17 protein-coding genes are annotated in these 18,956 nt (G+C 59.2%); all 17 read left to right on the plus strand.

All coding sequences use genetic code 11. The features are described 5' to 3' along the window. Nucleotides 1–67: 67 nt before the first annotated feature. The 17 genes from ACTUWL_RS27725 (at nucleotide 68) to ACTUWL_RS27805 (ending at nucleotide 18,956) form a co-directional block, all read left to right on the plus strand. Nucleotides 68–1,006 (plus strand): Gfo/Idh/MocA family oxidoreductase, encoded by a 939-nt coding sequence (locus ACTUWL_RS27725; RefSeq protein ID WP_021080468.1) that lies wholly within the window; start codon nucleotides 68–70, stop codon nucleotides 1,004–1,006. Beyond that, nucleotides 1,003–1,596, plus strand: a complete 594-nt coding sequence (locus ACTUWL_RS27730; protein WP_021080469.1) for an acyltransferase — start codon at nucleotides 1,003–1,005, stop codon at nucleotides 1,594–1,596. Before ACTUWL_RS27725 ends, ACTUWL_RS27730 begins: the two co-directional genes overlap by 4 nt. A gap of 5 nt (nucleotides 1,597–1,601) precedes the next feature. After that, nucleotides 1,602–2,597 (plus strand): NAD-dependent epimerase/dehydratase family protein, encoded by a 996-nt coding sequence (locus ACTUWL_RS27735; RefSeq protein ID WP_021080470.1) that lies wholly within the window; start codon nucleotides 1,602–1,604, stop codon nucleotides 2,595–2,597. A gap of 40 nt (nucleotides 2,598–2,637) precedes the next feature. Then, on the plus strand, nucleotides 2,638–4,509 hold the full coding sequence (gene asnB / locus ACTUWL_RS27740) for an asparagine synthase (glutamine-hydrolyzing) (RefSeq protein WP_021080471.1): 1,872 nt from the start codon (nucleotides 2,638–2,640) through the stop codon (nucleotides 4,507–4,509). A 27-nt stretch (nucleotides 4,510–4,536) separates the two neighbouring features. Continuing rightward, nucleotides 4,537–5,400, plus strand: coding sequence for an ABC transporter permease (locus ACTUWL_RS27745; protein WP_158267760.1), 864 nt, complete (start codon nucleotides 4,537–4,539; stop codon nucleotides 5,398–5,400). Continuing rightward, a complete protein-coding gene (locus tag ACTUWL_RS27750; protein WP_106940143.1) occupies nucleotides 5,384–6,706 on the plus strand; it encodes an ABC transporter ATP-binding protein in 1,323 nt (440 codons plus the stop codon). The genes ACTUWL_RS27745 and ACTUWL_RS27750 overlap by 17 nt, the downstream gene beginning before the upstream one ends. Further along, nucleotides 6,703–7,542 carry a class I SAM-dependent methyltransferase gene (locus ACTUWL_RS27755; protein WP_021080474.1) on the plus strand — a complete coding sequence of 280 codons (840 nt, stop codon included), beginning with the start codon at nucleotides 6,703–6,705 and terminating at the stop codon, nucleotides 7,540–7,542. The genes ACTUWL_RS27750 and ACTUWL_RS27755 overlap by 4 nt, the downstream gene beginning before the upstream one ends. Next, nucleotides 7,539–10,058 (plus strand): GNAT family N-acetyltransferase, encoded by a 2,520-nt coding sequence (locus ACTUWL_RS27760; protein ID WP_021080475.1) that lies wholly within the window; start codon nucleotides 7,539–7,541, stop codon nucleotides 10,056–10,058. The genes ACTUWL_RS27755 and ACTUWL_RS27760 overlap by 4 nt, the downstream gene beginning before the upstream one ends. Beyond that, nucleotides 10,040–10,729, plus strand: coding sequence for a hypothetical protein (locus ACTUWL_RS27765; RefSeq protein ID WP_106940142.1), 690 nt, complete (start codon nucleotides 10,040–10,042; stop codon nucleotides 10,727–10,729). The genes ACTUWL_RS27760 and ACTUWL_RS27765 overlap by 19 nt, the downstream gene beginning before the upstream one ends. Nucleotides 10,730–10,809: 80 nt before the next feature. After that, a complete protein-coding gene (locus ACTUWL_RS27770) occupies nucleotides 10,810–11,052 on the plus strand; it encodes an acyl carrier protein (RefSeq protein WP_021080477.1) in 243 nt (80 codons plus the stop codon). An 11-nt stretch (nucleotides 11,053–11,063) separates the two neighbouring features. Continuing rightward, on the plus strand, nucleotides 11,064–11,519 hold the full coding sequence (locus ACTUWL_RS27775) for a MaoC/PaaZ C-terminal domain-containing protein (RefSeq protein WP_158267759.1): 456 nt from the start codon (nucleotides 11,064–11,066) through the stop codon (nucleotides 11,517–11,519). Between the two features lie 65 nt (nucleotides 11,520–11,584). After that, complete coding sequence (locus tag ACTUWL_RS27780) at nucleotides 11,585–12,892, plus strand: ANL family adenylate-forming protein (RefSeq protein WP_158267758.1); 1,308 nt, start codon at nucleotides 11,585–11,587, stop codon at nucleotides 12,890–12,892. A gap of 27 nt (nucleotides 12,893–12,919) precedes the next feature. Beyond that, complete coding sequence (locus ACTUWL_RS27785; protein WP_021080479.1) at nucleotides 12,920–13,651, plus strand: SDR family NAD(P)-dependent oxidoreductase; 732 nt, start codon at nucleotides 12,920–12,922, stop codon at nucleotides 13,649–13,651. After that, the gene (locus ACTUWL_RS27790; protein WP_146160344.1) at nucleotides 13,648–14,256 is read left to right on the plus strand and encodes a hypothetical protein; all 609 of its coding nucleotides are present in this window, start codon (nucleotides 13,648–13,650) and stop codon (nucleotides 14,254–14,256) included. The genes ACTUWL_RS27785 and ACTUWL_RS27790 overlap by 4 nt, the downstream gene beginning before the upstream one ends. Before the next feature lie 59 nt (nucleotides 14,257–14,315). Then, complete coding sequence (locus ACTUWL_RS27795; RefSeq protein WP_021080481.1) at nucleotides 14,316–15,449, plus strand: DegT/DnrJ/EryC1/StrS family aminotransferase; 1,134 nt, start codon at nucleotides 14,316–14,318, stop codon at nucleotides 15,447–15,449. 21 nt (nucleotides 15,450–15,470) lie between these two features. After that, the gene (locus ACTUWL_RS27800) at nucleotides 15,471–16,931 is read left to right on the plus strand and encodes a glycosyltransferase (protein WP_035652255.1); all 1,461 of its coding nucleotides are present in this window, start codon (nucleotides 15,471–15,473) and stop codon (nucleotides 16,929–16,931) included. 117 nt (nucleotides 16,932–17,048) lie between these two features. Then, nucleotides 17,049–18,956 carry a glycosyltransferase gene (locus tag ACTUWL_RS27805; protein ID WP_158267757.1) on the plus strand — a complete coding sequence of 636 codons (1,908 nt, stop codon included), beginning with the start codon at nucleotides 17,049–17,051 and terminating at the stop codon, nucleotides 18,954–18,956.

Below are 18,956 nucleotides of genomic sequence, written 5' to 3' on the forward strand. Positions count from 1 at the left end.
TGACGTTCGATTCACCCCGAGTGCGGTAGCTTGCCTGAAGCAGGCGGAAAGTTCGAAAGAGGGGCTCATGACGACTTACGCATTGATCGGCGCTGCCGGCTACATCGCTCCGCGGCACATGCGCGCGATGGCCGAGACCGGTGGCAAATTGGCGGTGTCGTATGATCCGAACGACTCCGTGGGCATCATGGACAGCCACTTTCCCGACGCCGAATTCTTCACCCAGTTCGAACTGTTCGATCGTTACGTCGATCAGCTGCGCAGAGGCGGCACGAAGATCGACTATATGTCGATCTGCTCGCCGAACTATCTGCACGACGCCCATTGCCGGTTTGCGCTGCGGTCGGGCGTGGACGCCATCTGCGAAAAGCCGCTGGTCCTCAATCCCGGCGACATCGACGAACTCGCGGCGATCGAGCGGGATACCGGCCGCCGCATCTCGACCATTCTGCAACTGCGTCTGCATCCGGCGATCATCGCGCTGCGCGATCGCTTCGCGAATTCGAAGAAGCGCCACAAGGTCGAGTTGACCTACATCACCTCTCGCGGGCGCTGGTATCACACCTCCTGGAAGGGCGCGGACGCAAAGTCCGGCGGCGTGGCCACCAATATAGGGGTGCACTTCTTCGACATGCTGAGCTTCGTGTTCGGCCCCGCCAGCCGCAACGAGGCGCACCTGCGCGAGGCGGAGCGGGCGGCCGGCTCCCTGGAGTGCGAGCGGGCGGATGTGAGCTGGTTCCTGTCGCTGGATCGCAACGATCTGCCCGACAGCGTGAAGGGCAAGAAGACGACCTACCGCTCGATCACCGTCGACGGCGAGGAGGTCGAATTCTCGGAAGGATTCACTGATCTCCATACGCGCAGCTATGAAGAGATCGTCGCCGGCCGCGGCTTCAGGCTGGACGAAGTCCGCCCCTCGATCGATATCGTCTCCACGTTCCGCAATGCGCCGATCGTCCGAAGCAACGGCGTTCACGCCTTTGCCCAGAAGGCGATGCACAGATGAGCGAGATGCGCGAGGATCCGCGCTTCCCTGGTGTCCTGATTCATCAATCCAGCTACGTCGACGACGGGGCAGTGGTTGGACGCGGCACCAAGATCTGGCACTTCTGCCATATTCTGCCGCGCACGGTGATCGGTGAGAACTGCTCGATCGGCCAGAATGTGATGATCGGTCCGAACGTTCGGATCGGAAACGGTTGCAAGATCCAGAACAACGTCTCGATCTATGACGGCGTCGAACTCGCCGATGACGTGTTCTGCGGTCCGAGTTGCGTTTTCACCAACGTCAACAATCCGCGCGCCGGCGTGTCGCGGAAGGACGAGTTTCGCAGGACGCCGATCGGACGCGGCGCCAGCATCGGCGCCAATGCGACCATCGTCTGCGGACATTCGCTGGGCGAGTACTGCTTCATCGGAGCCGGTACCGTCGTTACCAAGGACGTTGCTGCGTTTTCGTTGATGGCGGGCAATCCGGCGCGACGAATTGGTTGGATGAGCAGGGCAGGCGAGCGGCTGGGCAGCGACCTGGTGTGCCCGCGTACTCATCGTCGTCATGAGCTTCGCAATGAAGCGCTGGTGGAAATCGAGGATTGAAGAAAATGGACATTCGCGGAAAGAAAGTTGTCGTGATCGGCGGCGCCGGGCTGATCGGGTCGCATGCGGTCGATCAACTGACGCAGACCGATGTCGGCGAGATCGTGATCTACGACAACTTCGTGCGCGGCACGCATGAAAACCTGGCCGGCGCGCTGCGCGACCCTCGTGTCAAGATTTTCGAGGCCGGCGGCGACATCACGCAGGTCGACATTCTCGATGCGGCCCTGAAGGGGGCCGACGGCGTTTTCCAGTTCGCCGCGCTGTGGTTGCTGCAGTGTCACGAATATCCGCGCACGGCTTTCGACGTCAATGTCAACGGCATGTTCAACGTCCTGGATGGCTGCGTGCGCAACGGCGTCAAGCGGCTGGTCTGGTCGTCCTCGGCGTCGGTGTACGGCGATGCCGTCGAGGAGCCGATGACGGAGGACCATCCGTTCAACAACAAGAACTTCTATGGCGCGACCAAGATCTGTGGCGAGGCGATGGCCCGTGCCTACCACTTCCGCTACGGCCTCGACTATGTCGGGCTTCGCTACATGAACGTGTACGGTCCGCGTCAGGACTATCGTGGCGCCTACATCGCGGTCATCATGAAGATGCTCGATGCCATCGACAAGGGAGAAGGACCGACGATTCTCGGCGACGGATCGGAAGCCTTCGATTTCGTCGCGGTGGAAGATTGCGCGCGAGCCAATCTCTGCGCCATGGGCGCGAGTGCGACGGACCGCTTCTACAATGTCGGCACCGGACAGCGGACCTCGCTGAAGCAGATCGCCGAGAAGCTCCTCAATCTCACCGGCTCCAACCAGCCGATCAACTATGCGCCGCGGAGCCAGGCCACGCTTGTGCGCAATCGCATCGGATCGCCGAAGCGGGCACAGGAAGAAATCGGCTTCACCGCCGCGATCGACCTCGATGACGGGTTGCGGCGGCTGATCGAGTGGCGCAAGAGCCATATCGATCAGGTCGATCAGCGGCGCGCCAAGGCCCAGATCTGAGCGCGCGTACGAGATCATTGAATAGATCGGCCAGGACAACATGTGCGGCATAGCCGGAATTCTGCACCGCGACGGGCGACCCGCTTCGATCACCGCGTTGACGGCAATGACCGATATCATTGCCCATCGCGGGCCGGACGGCGAAGGCCACTACTGCAACGGTCCCGTTGGCCTCGGTCATCGTCGGCTGTCCATCATCGATCTGACCGACGCCGCGCGGCAGCCGATGGAGACGCGCGACGGCCGATTTGTGCTGACCTACAACGGCGAAATCTACAACTTCAAGGAGTTGAAGATCGAGCTTTCCGCCAAGGGGCACGTCTTCAATTCGTCAGGTGACAGCGAAGTGCTGCTGCATGCCTTCGCCGAGTGGGGCATTGGTGCGCTGCTCAAGTTCAACGGCATGTTCGCTTTTGCGATCTGGGACAATCAAGAGCGGAAGCTCACATTGGCTCGCGACCGCTTTGGCGTGAAGCCGCTCTACTATGCGGAGCTCGGTCAGACCTTTGTGTTCGCGTCCGAGCATAAGGCCTTTCGGGCATTTCCCGAGTACAAGGCACGCGTCGATATCAGGGGCCTCTCGGAATATCTCAGCTTTCAGAACTTCTTCGCGGAGCGGACGCTGTTTGCCGGCGTGAAGTTGCTGCCGGCCGGTTGCTATCTGCAAATTTCGCAGGGAGGCAAGATTGGCGAGCCGGTGCAGTACTGGGATTTCCATTTCGAGGAACCCGAGTACGCAGTCGATGAGAACGAGGCGCTCGACGAGCTCGATCGCCTGTTCAGGCAGGCGGTCAACCGGCAACTCGTGAGCGACGTTGAGGTCGGGTGCTATCTCTCCGGCGGCATGGATTCCGGCTCCATTACCGCGCTGGCATCGAGTCAGCTGCCGTTCATGAGGACGTTTACGGTCGGCTTTGATCTCAACTCGGCCTCAGGCGTCGAGCTCGGCTATGACGAGCGGACGAAGGCCGAGTACATGTCCTATCTGTTCAAGACCGAACACTACGAAATGGTCCTGAAGGCGGGAGACATGGAGCGTGCACTGCCCCGGCTTGCCTGGCATCTGGAAGAGCCGCGCGTCGGGCAGTCCTACCCCAACTTCTACGCGGCGAAGCTCGCATCCAAATTCGGCAAGGTGGTGCTGACCGGGACCGGGGGAGACGAGCTCTTCGCTGGATATCCCTGGCGCTACTATCGCGCCGTCGTGAACGATGATTTCGATCACTACATCGAAAAATATTTTGGTTTCTGGCAGCGCATGGTTCCGAGTGGAACGATGCCGAGCCTGCTCGGACCGGTATGGGATGAGGCTAAGCAGACCTCGCCGATTGATATCTTCAGGGGGGTGTTCAAGGAGCACGCTTCGGAGCTGCGGCGGCCCGAGGATTACGTCAATCATTCGCTCTACTTCGAGGCCAAGACGTTCTTGAACGGGCTGCTTGTCGTCGAGGACAAGCTGGCGATGGCGCATGGGCTCGAGAGCAGGGTGCCGTTCCTCGACAATGATCTGGTCGATTTCGCGATGAAGCTGCCCGCCAAGATGAAGCTCGGCAATCTGACCGAGGTTGTCAGCCTCAACGAAAACGAGCCCGGCGGAAAGGCGCAGCGCTATTACGAGCGCACCAAGGACGGCAAGCTGATTCTGCGCAAGATGATGAGCCGGCACATTCCCGACGAAGTGGCGGAGCGCGAGAAGCAGGGCTTTTCCGCGCCGGATGCCAGCTGGTTCAAGGGTGAGAGCATCGAGTATGTCAAACGCAGGCTCTTCAGCAACACTGCCCGCATCTACGATCTGGTGGACCGGAAGACCGTCCGTTCACTGGTCGATGAACATCTGGAAGGCCGACAAAACAGGCGGCTGCTGATCTGGTCCCTGCTCAACCTCGAGCAGATCATGGAAAGCTGCTTTTAGGTGCGGATGAATGGGGGCGCGTTGAAGATGAATGGTCTCTTCCCGGCGGCAAGATGGGTGCGGGTCGGCCTGTCGCCGTACCGTAACTCACAGGCCCTGTGGACCACAGTCAAACAGATCCGGCGATATCCCGATCTCTTGCGCGAGATGGTCGATCGTGACCTGAGCGCCGCGCATGCGCGGCACGGGTTCGGCGCCTTGTGGGTTTTCATCCACCCGCTGGTCGTCGTCGGAACATACCTGCTCATCTTCGGCTTCGTGCTGGGCAGCAAGCTGTCGATCACCGCGGATTTCCCCGGCGACTACTCCGCCTACATCCTCGCAAGCCTGGTGCCGTGGCTGATCTTGCAGGCGGCGCTGGTGCGCGGGCCGGGCGCGTTGATCGGGAGCGCAAGTCTCGTCAAGCAGGTCGTGTTTCCTATCGAGCTGCTCCCGATCGCGGCGACCATTGCTGCGACGATCCCGCATCTGCCGGCCCTCGGGCTCGTCATTGTCTACAAGGCTTATGTGGGGGGTCTCAGCTGGATGCTGCTGTTGCTGCCGGTCGTGTTTACCATCCATGCGATTCTGGCGATCGGATTGAGCTTCGCCCTGTCCGCTATCACTCCGTTCTTCCGCGATATGCGCGAGATCGTTACGGTCTTCACGTCGATTGCGATGTATCTGATGCCGACGGTGTACCTGCCCGATTGGATGCCGCGTGCACTCCGTCCGTTGATCTATTCGAATCCCTTCAGTTACGTCGTCTGGGTCTACCAGGACGTTCTCTTCTTCGGTTCGTTCAGGCATCCGTACGCCTGGGCGGTGACCATCGTGTTCGCGCTGTTCAGTCTGGGGCTCGGATACCGCATCTTTGAAAAGCTGAAACCGTACTATGGCAATGCTCTCTGACGATCGAAACGACGGCGGACTGGTCCCGCTTGCCGGTTCATTGGAGCCGCAGTGCGCCATTCGCGTCACTGACCTGGGAAAAGCCTATCGGCTCTATCCGCAGCCGTTGGATTTCGTGAAGGAGATCCTCACCGGAAAGCCCCGACACCACGAGCATTGGGCAATCCAGAATGTTTCCTTTGAAGTGCTGCGCGGACGCGTGGTCGGCATCATCGGGCCGAACGGCGCGGGAAAGAGTACCCTCCTGAAGATCATCGCCGGACTGCTGGATGCCACAACCGGGCGTGTTGAAGTGGCTGGAAAGCTGTCTGCGATTCTGGAATTGGGCACCGGCTTTCATCCGGACGTGTCGGGGCGCGACAACATCGTCCTGGGCGGCATGTGCCTCGGCATGTCGCGAGCTGAGATCGAAGCGAAGGTTCCCTGGATCATCGATTTCAGCGAACTTGAAGACGTGATCGACCAGCCATTCCGGACCTACTCCAGCGGCATGCAGGCGCGGCTCACCTTTGCCACGGCGATCAGCGTCGATCCCGAACTCTTTATCGTTGATGAGGCTCTCGCAGCCGGTGACACCGCATTCGTCAACAAGTGCATGAAGCGCGTTCGTCATATTTGCGAAAGCGGCGCAACCGTCCTGTTCGTTTCGCATTCGAGCGGGCTGATCAGCGAACTGTGCGACGAGGCGATCTGGATCGACAAGGGACGGGTGCTGATGCATGGCAATGCCCAGCGCGTCAGCAAGGCGTATGAGCAGAGTGTCTGGGATATCGAGGAAGCGCGCAATCTCAGGGAGACCAAGAAGCTCAGCCAGTCGGTTGAGAACACGGCTGAAACCGGTAAATATCAGCTTGGCGGCGATACGCTGCAGATCACTGCCGTCGAGGTGCTTGACGTCGACGGCAAGCCGATCGGCGTCGTCAAAAACGGGCAGCCGCTTCGAATCCGGGTGTCGTGGTCGGGCGTCTCTGAGCACAAGCAGATTTACGCAAGCCTGCGGATCGATACCGCGCGGCTCCAGGCGGTCGCCGGAATTGAGGGGTACGACGGTGGCCTGTTTCTCGATGGAGAGAATGGTCTGCCGGAACGCGGAAGCGTGATCTACGAGGTGCCCGAGCTCGCTCTTGGCGAAGGGCAGTATTACATTTCAGCCTCTCTGTGCCATCACATGCTGCCGAAGGGGGCGGAAGCCATTTTGCACTATGTGGAGAAGGCGGCTCAGTTCTCGGTGGCGCGGAACTCGTTGTGGCACTTCAGCTACCTCTATGATCCGAAGTTTACCTGCCGGATAGAAGGCGACCTATGATCGAAGACGGATGGCGGGAGAGACTGGAAGCCTTCTTCGAGCTCAGGGCCAGTTCGATCACGGAGCGGCCGACCCTCGAAGATCTCTGCTATATTGCCGGCCGCAATCCGCGGCTGTGGGCTGACGAGCGCCTTCTCGACGACCTCAGATTCGACATGCTCGCCCTAATGAAGGTCGGCCAAAGCTCATCGATTCTTGAAGTCGGCTGTGCAGCCGGTTTTTTAGCGAAGGTCGTCGCTCCCAGTGTCAGTGAATATACGGGAGTTGATCTCGCCGACGCTCCGCTTGCGGTTGCAAAGCGGCTTGGACTGACAAATGCGAATTTCGAGAGAGCCCGCGGCGAAAGCCTCCAGTTCCCTGATCGGCGGTTCGATGCTGCGTTTTGTTATGACGTGTTCTCGAATTTCCCGTCGTTTGCGGTAGGGGAGCCCATCATTGCGGAAATGTTACGTGTGGTGAAGCCGCAAGGCCGCGTGCTGGTCGGATCCATTCCAGATCGCGAGAAGGCGGAAGAACTACAGGCCGTGGCGAACAATCTCACGACGAAATTCGAGCAGGAGTTTGGACCTGAAGCGGAGCGGGCGCCACTGGGAACAATTCGGAAATCCGAGCAAAGACCGGGCCCTGGAGCGAAGATCGCTAGATTGCTGGGATTGAGGAAGTTGTCGGCGCCGATTTCGCTCGAGATCAAGCCCGAGATCATCTCCTACTATTTCGATCGTAAGGATTTTGTGGAGCTTGGACGTCGCCTCGGCGTCGAAACTAGAATTGTCGATATCCATCCGCTGAATCCCTATTACGGCACGCGCTTCAATGCAGTGTTTGAATCGCGATGAAAGTCGTCCGATTTCGCAAAATCGATCGTAGCGCTTGGGACCGTCTGGCGCTGCAATCGCCGCAGGCCTGGCTCACACATCGGTCTTCCTGGGTCGAGATCGAGGAACGGTTCTTCGTGTCTGCGAACCTGTCGTTCGCTTTAGAAGAGAATTCGCAACTCGTCGGCATCCAGCCGTTGTTTATCAGTGAAGGCGCCGGAACGGCGCTTGGCGAGCGATTGCTACACTCGGGAATTCATCGCCATACTGGCCTTGCGCTCGACGCCGATATCGACGCTGGCGTAGCGAAGGCCGCGCGTCAGGCCGCGATGCACGAGATACTCGCTATCGCCGATCTATATGACGTCGATCGCATTCAGTTGAACTGCCACAATCTTGCGCCGGCAAATCGGCCTTCCGGAAGGGAGGCAGTGCCGTTCTGGGTCAGCGATTTCGGTTTTCAGCTTGGCATTGCGTTCGGACCGTCGGGAATGTTGCCTTGCCCCGGTTCCTCGACCCTGAATGCTGATCAATTGGTCGATCTTGCTCCGGCCGTTGAACAGTTGTTCGCGAGATTGGATAACACTTGCCGCACCGCGGTGCGGAAAGCGGAGAAATCAGGTCTGCAATTCGAGATATCGAGCGATGTCTCACATCTCGAAGCCTACATCAATATCGCGCGCGCATCGGCCACAAGAACCGGCGAAAGCCTGCCACCACTCGAATATTATAGAAGTATCTTCAGGTCATTTGCTGCCACGGCCGGCGTTCACGTCGCATTTGTCAGGCACGATATGAACGCAATTGCAGGCCTCATCTTGTTGGCTGACAAGAATGCGGTCAGTTTTCTCGCCGGCGTTTCCCTGCCCGACGCGATGAAGCTGAGGCCCAACGACTTCCTGCACTGGAACGCGATAAAGTGGGCCAAGCATTCGGGATTCGAAGTATACCGGTTTGGACCCTGGTTTCCTGAGGTGCCGCGCGACTGGCCGATCTCCAAGGTCTCTCTGTTCAAGACCAAATTCGGATCGAGAAGCCTGCCAATCATCCAGGGTAGCTTGTTCCGCCGGCCAGAACTCTACACGTCGAACCTTCCGAATCCGCTGAACGAGGTTGGGAGGATGCCGGCGCGACCGACTGTTTCCGGACCAGCGGGTTCTTCGTTGATAGCTCACCATCTCCAGATGTTCGGATTCGAGAGGGTCTCGTCGATGCAGGATGGCGAGCCCGTGGTGCTTCACCGGCCGAGCCTTGCCGATGTGCCTTTGGCGAACGGCGTTCTTGAGCGGGGCGGCTGCGTGATCGCTGTTCTTCCCAGCGTGCCATTTGGAAAAGCGTTCGGTGTCGAAACGGAAGCAAGAACAGTTGTCTCACCTGAGGTGTTCCACGCGAGATTTGCGGGTCAAAAACCGTGGTCGCGGCTGCGAACGTTGCATTCTCATATGCTCCTCAGGGCTGAAGGTGATGTGACGACTATCGTCACGAACCACCGGCAGGAAGCGGTCTGGCTTCAGAGGCAGGCAGGGAATGGCGGTTCGATCATTTTCATCGGAACGGATATCGCTTCCGATCTCGTTCGCTATCGGCAAGGCGATCCCGCGGCCGCGAACAATCGGCCCACGAAGACCATGTGGGGTATTGCCGGCGAGCGGCCGAACTATCTTTTCGAAGGCCAGCTTGCAGGGGAAAGCTTGCGTGAGCGACCCGCCGACTGGTGGTGCGAGGCGCTAGCCGACGCATTAGCGCGCCTGTGCGGGGTGAACAGATTGCCGATGCTGCCGAACGGGGCGGCGGGTGCCATCATCGTGACCGGAGATGATGACCAGGCGGCGCTGAGCCGTTATGCGCAGCAGCGGGAGGCGCTCGGATCGACGCCGATCACCTACTATCTTCACCCCCTCACAAAGCACACCGCGAGCACGCTCAAGCAACTTGGATCAGGCAGGAGGCTCGAGCTGGGTCTTCATCCCGATGCGCTTGAGCAGCCCAACCGGTACGCCGATCTTTTCACCGAACAGGCGAAATGGTTTGAGCAGTTGGCCGGAGAGAGCGCGCGGACCGTACGAAATCATGGCTTTCTGAATGATGGCTATTGGGGGCATGCGACGGCCTGGAATGCTCGCGGCGTGAAGGGCAGTTCGAATTTGCCGGGGCTCGACGGCTGCATCATCAATGGTTCGCTGTTGCCCGCCAAGCTCCTGCTGGACAACAAGCTGACTGAACATTGGAGCATCCTGACTGCGATCGGTGACGGGATCGTATTTGTGCATGGTTGGGATGATCGTCAATCGGCCAACTGTATCCTTGATCTGGCTGATCGGATTCGCAACGATGGCGTTCCCGGAGTGATCGTTGTCAATCTGCATCCCGAGAATATCGATAAGACTCGGGGGATGCACCGGGCAGTCCGCAAAGTTGTCGAGGACGGCTTTGTTCCGTGGACGATGAGCGAATGTTTTGAGTGGTTCGAACGCCGACAGCAACCGGCACTTGAGCTGCGAAAACGACCATCCTTTCAATGGTGGAGAAAAATTTGAGTACAGCTCGTCGGCGTTTGGTTGTGCTTGGGGGGCCCGGAGATGGGCTTGTCGTTGCAGAAGCCATTCACCAGGCTGCTGCGGCAGGGCAGGCGATTGAGCTCGTCGGCTTCCTTAATGATGCGCTGCCATCAGGCTCGGTTTTGCAGAATGTCCCGGTCCTTGGACGTTTCGAAGACTGGCGGCTACTCGATTCCGATATGCTGTTCTGCCCGGCGGTTCAAAAGGTGAAAGACATGCCGGCGCGGGTCGATAGGATCGAAAGCCTTGGAATTCCGGATGAGCGCTGGGGAACCATCATTCATCCGCGAGCTGTGGTGGCATCTGACGTTGAAGTCGGTGTGGGCGCCTTCGTGGCCTCCTGCGTCACGGTTCAACCCGGATCCCGGATAGGTCGATTTGCCAGCGTCCGCGCCGGAGCAGTTCTCGGGCACCACAGCGTTGTCGACGATCACGGCTATGTTGGACCGAATGCAACGATGTGCGGCCGAACTGTCGTGTCGTATGGCGCTCATCTCGGCCCCGGGGCCGTTCTGCTCGACAGCCGCACTCTCGGACCATTCTCCGTCGCGGGAATTTCGGCGGCGGTTACCAAGGACGTGCCCGAGTATTGGGTTGTGTTCGGAAATCCTGCCGTCCGGGTTGGTACGGTTCCAAAACGTCAGAGATAAAGAGTTACCCGACCAGCGGCATGTTGGAATCAAGGAAACATGGCCGCTCTCGCTGATCATCTCGTATCGAGGGAGGATGTATGACGGACGTTCGCGCCAAGATAGTTGAAATCATCAACGGAATAACGCGGCCTGCAAAGATCGGAAATTCCGATCCCGAGAAGTCGTTGCTTGCCGAGGGGCTCCTGGACTCTCTCGATTTTGCGAGCGTGCTGATGGCCATTGAGGACGAGTTCGACCTCGTTCTGCAGGATGCCGACGTGGAGGACTTGAATTCAATCAACAAGCTGGTCCAATTCGTTTCGGTCCATGCGACGGCGTAGGTAGGTTGGTTGTGTCGCGACCGCCACAACTTATTCTCGTCACCGATGACACTGCAGGCAGAGCCCTGACGATCGATGATATCGTCGTCGGCGACGCGGTCGAGCAGCAGTTTGCATTCGATCGTCCAGCGCGCGACGCCTTTGCGATCGTTGCAAACGATCGTGCGCCTGTTCACGACGACGAACGGTTTGCCCACAGCAAGGGATTCGGCGGTCCAATCATTCAGGGGTTCTGCGTTGCGTCGCGCTTCTCTCGGCTGATTGGAATGTACTTGCCGGGAGAGCACGCAATTCTGCAAGGCGTCAATCTTACTTTCCGGCAACCTACGTATGAAGGGCAAGCCGTTCGTTTCCGAGTGTGCGTAACGCGAGTCCTTCGACCCATGCGGGTCATCAAGTTGAGTCTTCTGACGACATCAGATAGCGGCGACCATCTGGAGGGCGAGGCGCAATGTCTGATACGGTAGCGGGGAACGCATCGTCTGTCGCATGTCTCCTGGAGCGCCTGGAGGGTCGACGAGACGCTCCGGCATTGGCGATTGGCAAGGCGGAAATATCGACCGGTCAGTTGCTCACGGCAATGGCCGCTTGGGAAGCGGATCTCTTGGCGGCTGGTATCGCGCCCGGCGATATCTGCGCTTTCGAGGGGGAATATGGCGTCGAATCGATAAGCCTGATCCTGGCGTTGCTGAAGCTCAAGACCGTTCTCGTTCCCTTCAGCCTCGGTGTCCGCGAGGAGCGTGGACGATTGTCCTCGCTTGCCAGAGTGAAGTGGTTCATCGATCCGCTCGCAAGAGGAATCGCGCGAGAGGGCGAGTTGGAGGGCCGCGATCACCCGCTGATCGAGGAACTCAGGACACGGGAGCATCCAGGTCTTATCGTATTTACCTCTGGATCGTCCGGCACCCCCAAGGCGATCCTTCACGACGTCGAACGTGTCGCCTCGAAGTTTCTAAAGCCTCGCAAGTCGTGGCGCATGCTGTTGATGCTGCTGATCGATCATTTCGGCGGAATAAACACGCTTCTTGCCTGTCTGTTTGACGGTGGCGTGGGGATATGCGTTGACAACAGATCTCCAGAAGCAGTGTGCCGGGCAGTATCGGATGGGCGGGCCGAATTGCTGCCGACGACGCCAACGTTCCTCGGCGTGCTGATCGGCTCGGGTCTTTGGAGAAAGTATGATCTCTCGTCAATTCGTTTGATCACATTCGGCGCCGAGCCCATGCCACCCGCAACGCTTCGGCGAGTGAGAGAGGTCTTTCCAAATGCGGCTCTCAAACAGACTTATGGCTTGTCCGAGCTCGGGGTCCTCCGGTCCTCGTCACCTGATCCTGAATCTCTATGGATAAGGATTGGAGGGGACGGGTTTGAGACGCGCGTGATCGATGGTGAACTCCACGTTCGATCGGCGTCATCCATGCTCGGGTACTTGAACGCGCCGAGTCCGGTGAACTCCGATGGCTGGATGAGCACTGGCGATCTTGTCGAGGAAAACGACCGCGGATTGGTGCGCTTTGTCGGGCGCAAAACCGAAGTTATCAATGTTGGTGGGCAAAAGGTCTTCCCACTCGAAGTCGAGGATGTGATCCTCGAGCTGGACGACGTTGTAGAGGTAGCCGTTCATGGAGTGCCTCACACTCTGCTCGGCAATGCAGTCGTTGCGCGCGTTGCACTTCAGCGACCGGAAGGTACGGGCGAGGCAATTCAGAGAATTCGCGATCACTGCCGAAGCCGTCTGCAAAAATACAAGGTCCCGATCCGGTTTGAGATTGTAGACCACGCTTCGCTGACGACGATGCGGTCGAAAAAGGCCCGGAACCGCCCGATGCCGGAGAACTGATTTTGTGTGGCGCACGAGAGTTTCCAGATGAATGACAAGCACAGCATTTTGGTAAGTGGCGGAAGTCGCGGCCTCGGCTTGGCGCTCGTGAAGGCCTTCCTGGCAGATGGGCATCGGGTTGCATCTTTCAGCCGCCGGCAATCAGGCGAGGTTGCTGGGCTCCTCAACGACTATCCGGATCAGTTTGTCTTCTCTGAGTGCGATATTACGGAGACCGATCGGTTCAAGGAGCTTATTCGGAACTTTGAAAAGCGCATCGGACGGCTTTCAGGCCTGGTCAACAACGCAGGGATCGTGGCGGAGGAAATTCTGGCGCGGCAGGATGTCGGCGACATCGAAAAATTGCTGGCGGTCAATCTCGCGGGACCGTTGCACCTTACTCGCGCCGCGATTCGCGGCATGATGATCAATGGCGCCGGTGTAGTCGTGAACATAAGTTCGATCGTCAGTGTTAGTGGATACAAGGGAACGGTCGCATATTCTGCTACTAAAGGTGGAATCAATGCGATGACGCGCGCCCTGGCCAGAGAGCTTGGCGGCCGGGGAATACGGGTAAATACCGTGGCGCCCGGCTATATGGAAACGGATCTCGTTGCCGACATGGATCCCTCGAAATTGAAGCAGATCGTGAGGCGAACTCCGCTGGGCAGAGCAGGGACAGTTGACGATGTTGTCGGGATCGTTCGCTTCTTGATGAGCGAAGAGGCCCGGTTCATCACTGGGCAGACAATCGTCGTCGACGGCGGCTTGACGGCTTGAGCGAGATGCAGACGCTTCTCTTTGAACCAGCCGCCGCATTTCGGGGACCGCGCGACTATGTGCACTCCACCGATATCTATGAAGAAATCATGGCCGGAGCCCGATATCACGGTGTCGCGCTCGATTGTGGCCTCGACCTGAAGATTCTTAATAGGATTTGCTATCGTCCCGTCTATTCCTTCGTAAGGGACGGAGACGTTGATACGGCTGACGCTGCGGCCATTGCCTTACTCCCAGGGTCTCCCTGGCAGGTGAAGATCATTGAAACGACGGAGCCGGTTGTCGCGCGGAAGAGCTATGACGAGCAGAAGATCTTCAACGCGTCCAGGATTGCTGGAAACCGGATATCACTCGTGGAACCGGTTGGGATGAGGCCTGTCGAGATTGCTACGGCTCTCTCGGTGAAGTTTCACAAATTTGGCTTCCCGCCGGATCCCGGCACGCGCTGGCTCCTGGCGCGGCTCGAGTTGTCTCGACTGTTTCGAGACGAGGATTCTGTTGGTCTTGCGATCGAGCTTGAACGCAGAGTCGGCAAGAAGATGACCCGATCCCGTATCGTCTCGGCAGACGGCGTAATCGGAGCCCTAACGTTTATCCTGGCATAGTGGATGAAATTGCGTATCGACGCAATTCTCCGCATGCCGCATCCAGCTGAGGCGCTCAATTGAACATCACCGAGCCAAGTTTTGACGAGAGTGAGATCGCCATCCTGCGGGAATGTCTCAATTCGAAATGGGTTACCCAGGGGCCATTAACCGAACGCTTCGAGAAGCTGATCGCAGCGAAGCATGAAGTAAAGCATGCCCTCGCGTGCACGTCGTGCACCGCGGCGCTGCATTTGGCGACCTTGGCCCTGAACCTTGGGTCGGGCGACGAGGTGATTGTCCCGGCCTTCACCTGGGTGACAAGCGCGCACTCCGCGGAATATGTCGGCGCAAAACCCGTCTTCGTCGACATCGATCTGTCGACCTTCAATATCGCTCCGGAACGGCTGGAGGCCGCGATCACGCCGCGCACGAAGGCGATCGTTGCGGTCCACCTGTTCGGTCTCGCCGCTCCGATGGATGAGATCAAGGCGATTGCAGAGCCTCGCGGTATCGCGGTGATCGAGGATGCGGCGTGCGCGATCGGCACGACCTACAAGGGCAAGCCGATTGGCGCGATCGGCGACATCGGTTGCTTTTCGTTCCACCCGCGCAAGGCGGTGACGACGGGAGAGGGCGGCGCCGTGACCACCAACCGCGATGACCTCGCGGAACGCGTGCGATCGCAACGCAACCACGGCGCCACCGGCGCTCCGGATGCGTCGATCGAGCCTCACGGCCCCTGGACGATGGCGACGTTCGACAATCTTGGCTTTAACTTGCGCTTGTCGGACATCCAGGCTGCCGTCGGCGTGGCGCAGATGGGCAAGCTCGACCGGCTGCTGTCGGAACGCAGGCGTCTCGGGCATCGCTATTCCGAGTTGCTGGCAGGAAACAATTCGATCGTGCGGCCGCTGGGCGGGGACGTCGACGGGCATGCGTTTCAATCCTACGTTATTCGTGTCGTTGACGGAGATCGTGCGCGCCGCAACGCAATAATGGCGACGCTGGCTGCCGCGGGAATCCAAACCCGCCCGGGCACGCATGCGGTGCATCGGCTCGGCTACTACAAGAACAAGTATGGCCTGCGGCCCGAGCAGTTTCCGAACGCGGCACTTGCCGAGGACACGACGATCACACTGCCTATTTTCCCGAACATGACGGAAGAGGATCAGGCCCGGGTGGTTGATTGCATTAATCGGGCAAGCGCCTGAGGCAAGCGCGGAACGGCATCGGTGTCTTCGAGACTCTTTCGGTCGGCGCGCTACCTGCTTGAGGGGACGCGCTTTCCCAACCTTACGCGGTTCGCCCGAAAGAACCAGACGTTTGAAGCAGCTCTCTCGGCACTTGCTCCAACGCGAGGGAGAGGACGCGTAGACCAGGCGATCGTTGGAAACGCGAACCGGTTTGCTGCCGAGGGCGATTACGCGCTGCTCACCACTCTGCTGGATGCGTTGCGGCCGTTCCTCAATCCCGATCAATCGCCTGACGCGCGCGACTTCTGGGATGCTCTCGTCGCCGATTGTCGCGCGATCACTGAGGATCGCTTGCGGAGCGGAGAGATGAATTCGCTCTGGGGGGTCACGCCGATCGTCAATCTGACTTCGGGCGTCGCCGCAGACCGTGCCTTGGGCGTCAATGCGCGCTCGCTCGTGTTTACGACGTACCATACGTCTTCGAATTTCGATTTTGTATGCTCTGAAATTCAAGCGCGCCTCGTGGCCGAGCGGGGCGAGGACTGGTTCCTGTTTCGATGGCTCATGCTGATCTGGGCGATCGCCAACTTCGATTTTTTTCATCTCTACAACGATCGCGGCATCATCGAGCCGGCAGGTGGCTACGGCAGTCCCCGCTTCGGAATTGCGGTGCGCGAGATGGAAATCTATCGGCAGGCCGGGAAACGGCTCTATACCTACGCATATGGCGCAGACCACAGAACGCGCGAAAAAAACATGGCGCTGGGAAAATGGAATTTCTGCTCGGAATGTCCTGATCCGGGCGTCTATTGTGTCTGCGACGATGCCGGTGGCGCTGCCATGCTGCAAGTCATCAGGGAGTACTCAACGGCCGTGGTCGCGCATGGGCTCGCCATGAAGCTCATTCCTGGTGCTCGAAATGTGCCGTACTTGACGGTCGATGTTGACAGGGTATCTCCCGGGCCACCCCGGAGTCGAGGGAACGGCAAGCTGGTCGTGGGCCACTTTCCAAACCACGGTTATTTCAAGGGGACGAAGTATCTGCAAGGCGCAATCGACTCCCTGCAGGCTGAAGGTCATCAAGTCGAGTTCCTGCAACTGAGCGGAAGGCCGCACGATGAGATTCTGGCAGCGATGCAGACGATCGACGTTCTTGTCGACCAGCTCATCAGCGGGTCGTTCGGCTTGACGGCCGTTGAGGCAATGGCATCGGGCTGTCCCGTCATCTGCTACCTGCACGATGGGGTCGCGGTGGCCGAGCGGGAGGCCTGTCCGGTCATCGAGGCAAATCCGGACACGATAAAGCAGGTCCTGCATCAGCTGATCCTGGACCGCGCGCGGCTTTCCGACGCCGGCGCTGCCGGCCCTCACTATGTCCGCAGAAACTACTCGGTGGAGGCGCTGGGCAAGCATTTGGCAGATCTTTATCTGGCAACTGCGGACTTGCCGATACCGCTGAAGGCAAGAGTTGCCGAAAGCGCCAGGTTGCTGAATTCGTGATGCCGTCAAAGCGATGCATGCCCGAAAATCCGAACTGGCTTTGCCGTCGCGTCGCTCATGCACGGAGCGCCTGAACCAGTGTCAGTTTCCTATGTCGAAGCGCGCCTCGAGAGCCCCTTGAGCCCAACCGACGCAACACGCGCGATCGAGGCTGAAAACGCACGCGCATTGCGTCTGGTCGACGACTTCCAGCGAAGAATGGGGCGACCGCTCCGGGTTCTTCACATCGGCAACATCGCCAACAATGCCTACAACAATGCCCGGATTCAGCGACAGCTCGGCATCCAGGCGGATGTGCTCTGCTATAATTATTACCACATCATGGGCTGTCCCGAGTGGGAGGACGGCGCGCTGCAGGAGGGATCCTCGGCGCTGGGGCAGGATCATTTCAAACCGGATTGGTGGGCGACCAGCTTGAAAGGATGGAAGCGGCCTCGCTGGTTTGTTCAGGGGCCATCCGCGCTTTGCATTGAATACCTTCGCGCCAAGAACGCAGGTTGGCGAACGACGGCATATCTGAAATGGCTGGAGCTGGAGCTGAAGGCGCTTCAGGACGCCCGTTCCGGCGACAATGCGGGCTTCCGTGCCAAGTATGTTCCCCAGCATCTGAGATTCCTGCTCTGGCTCAGCGGACCCGGTCGGTCGTCGCAAGGGAGCAGGCAGCCGCTCAGCCTGTACAGAATATGGCTGGGCACTCTCGTGGCAAACGGCGTGCTCGGTCGTGAGGGCAAGACGGACGAATTCGAAGCGAGCTGGCTGGACAAAATCTCGGCCGCCGCATGGTTGAGGATTGCGCGCCGGGGTCCGCAGGCCGATGCGGAGGCCCGGGCCGCACTCGGGGCCCTGCGGGAAGATGTTCGCTGGTTGTGCACCGGCGGATTGCGGGAGAGATCGTCTTCGGTCGCCCGTTCACTGACCCACAGCTTCCTGGCGCTGCTCGAGCGGGTCATGCTCAAGTTCGTTCCGGTTTCGGAATCCGGCTGCGTGGCGCGATCGATGTCCGATCCGGTGACGCGGGCGAAGGAAATCGAGGCGCTGCTCGATGAAATCAGGAGGGATCCCGCCGAGCTTGACGGTCAGTCACTTCGTTACCGCGAAGAGTATGTAACGATCCATCCGAAGCCCTTCGAAGATGTCCTGCTGCACTATGACATCATCCAGGGATATGCGATCGACGGACTGATACCGATGATGAACGGCGTCAAGAATTTCAGCTGCTACGAGCACGGAACGCTGCGCGAAATCCCGTTCGAGAACAATCTGACCGGATTGATCTGCCGGATCTCGTTTCAGCGCGCGCCCGCAGTCTTTGTAACCAATTCGGACGTCCTGCCGTCGGTCGAACGCCTGGGACTGGCGAAGGACAAGGTCGTCTACCTTCCGCACGCGTTCGACAATCACAAGTTGCGCGCATTCCGTGAAGCATACCCGGAGCTAAAGCCCCCGACGGGCGGGCCGGTGATCTTCTTCAGTCCGTCCCGCCATCATTGGAAACTGGGAAATTCGTCCTGGCAGAAGGGCAATGATGTGATCATCCGGGCCGCGGCCGAAGTCGCGCGGGAGACGAGAAACTTCAGGCTTGTGTTCGTCGAATGGGGCCAGGAAGTCGCAGACAGCAAGGCGTTGATCGACGAACTGGGCCTGTCCGAGCTGGTCGAATGGATTCCGGCCATGTCGAAGCGGGAGCTGTGGCAGCGCTACTGCGTATCGCACGCGGTGGTCGATCAATTCGTTGTTCCAGCGCTCGGCGGCGTCGGGTTCGAGACGATGGCGCTGGGTGTCCGGCTGATCTCGGCGATCGACAGGCAGCAGACCGCGTTGTTCTTCGGTCAGGAGCCGCCGCTGCTCGCGGCCGGCAATGTCGCCGATTGCGCCGGCCGAATGCGGGAAGTCATCCAGGATCCTCTCGATACCCAGGGCCGGGGTGCCGCCGCTTCGCAATGGATGTCGACCTACCATTCCGCGGAAAGAATCGTTGCTCTCCAGTGCAAGGCGTACAGCAATTTGCTGGTGGGGCAGTGGTGA

The organism is Bradyrhizobium sp. WCU1 (genome assembly GCF_053474805.1).

What these genes read in the sequence shown, in the direction of transcription:
- ACTUWL_RS27725 (WP_021080468.1), top strand. Translation starts at nt 68, where the DNA reads ATGACGACTTACGCATTGATCGGCGCTGCCGGCTACATCGCTCCGCGG.
- ACTUWL_RS27730 (WP_021080469.1), top strand. Translation starts at nt 1,003, where the DNA reads ATGAGCGAGATGCGCGAGGATCCGCGCTTCCCTGGTGTCCTGATTCAT.
- ACTUWL_RS27735 (WP_021080470.1), top strand. Translation starts at nt 1,602, where the DNA reads ATGGACATTCGCGGAAAGAAAGTTGTCGTGATCGGCGGCGCCGGGCTG.
- asnB (WP_021080471.1), top strand. Translation starts at nt 2,638, where the DNA reads ATGTGCGGCATAGCCGGAATTCTGCACCGCGACGGGCGACCCGCTTCG.
- ACTUWL_RS27745 (WP_158267760.1), top strand. Translation starts at nt 4,537, where the DNA reads ATGAATGGTCTCTTCCCGGCGGCAAGATGGGTGCGGGTCGGCCTGTCG.
- ACTUWL_RS27750 (WP_106940143.1), top strand. Translation starts at nt 5,384, where the DNA reads ATGGCAATGCTCTCTGACGATCGAAACGACGGCGGACTGGTCCCGCTT.
- ACTUWL_RS27755 (WP_021080474.1), top strand. Translation starts at nt 6,703, where the DNA reads ATGATCGAAGACGGATGGCGGGAGAGACTGGAAGCCTTCTTCGAGCTC.
- ACTUWL_RS27760 (WP_021080475.1), top strand. Translation starts at nt 7,539, where the DNA reads ATGAAAGTCGTCCGATTTCGCAAAATCGATCGTAGCGCTTGGGACCGT.
- ACTUWL_RS27765 (WP_106940142.1), top strand. Translation starts at nt 10,040, where the DNA reads ATGGTGGAGAAAAATTTGAGTACAGCTCGTCGGCGTTTGGTTGTGCTT.
- ACTUWL_RS27770 (WP_021080477.1), top strand. Translation starts at nt 10,810, where the DNA reads ATGACGGACGTTCGCGCCAAGATAGTTGAAATCATCAACGGAATAACG.
- ACTUWL_RS27785 (WP_021080479.1), top strand. Translation starts at nt 12,920, where the DNA reads ATGAATGACAAGCACAGCATTTTGGTAAGTGGCGGAAGTCGCGGCCTC.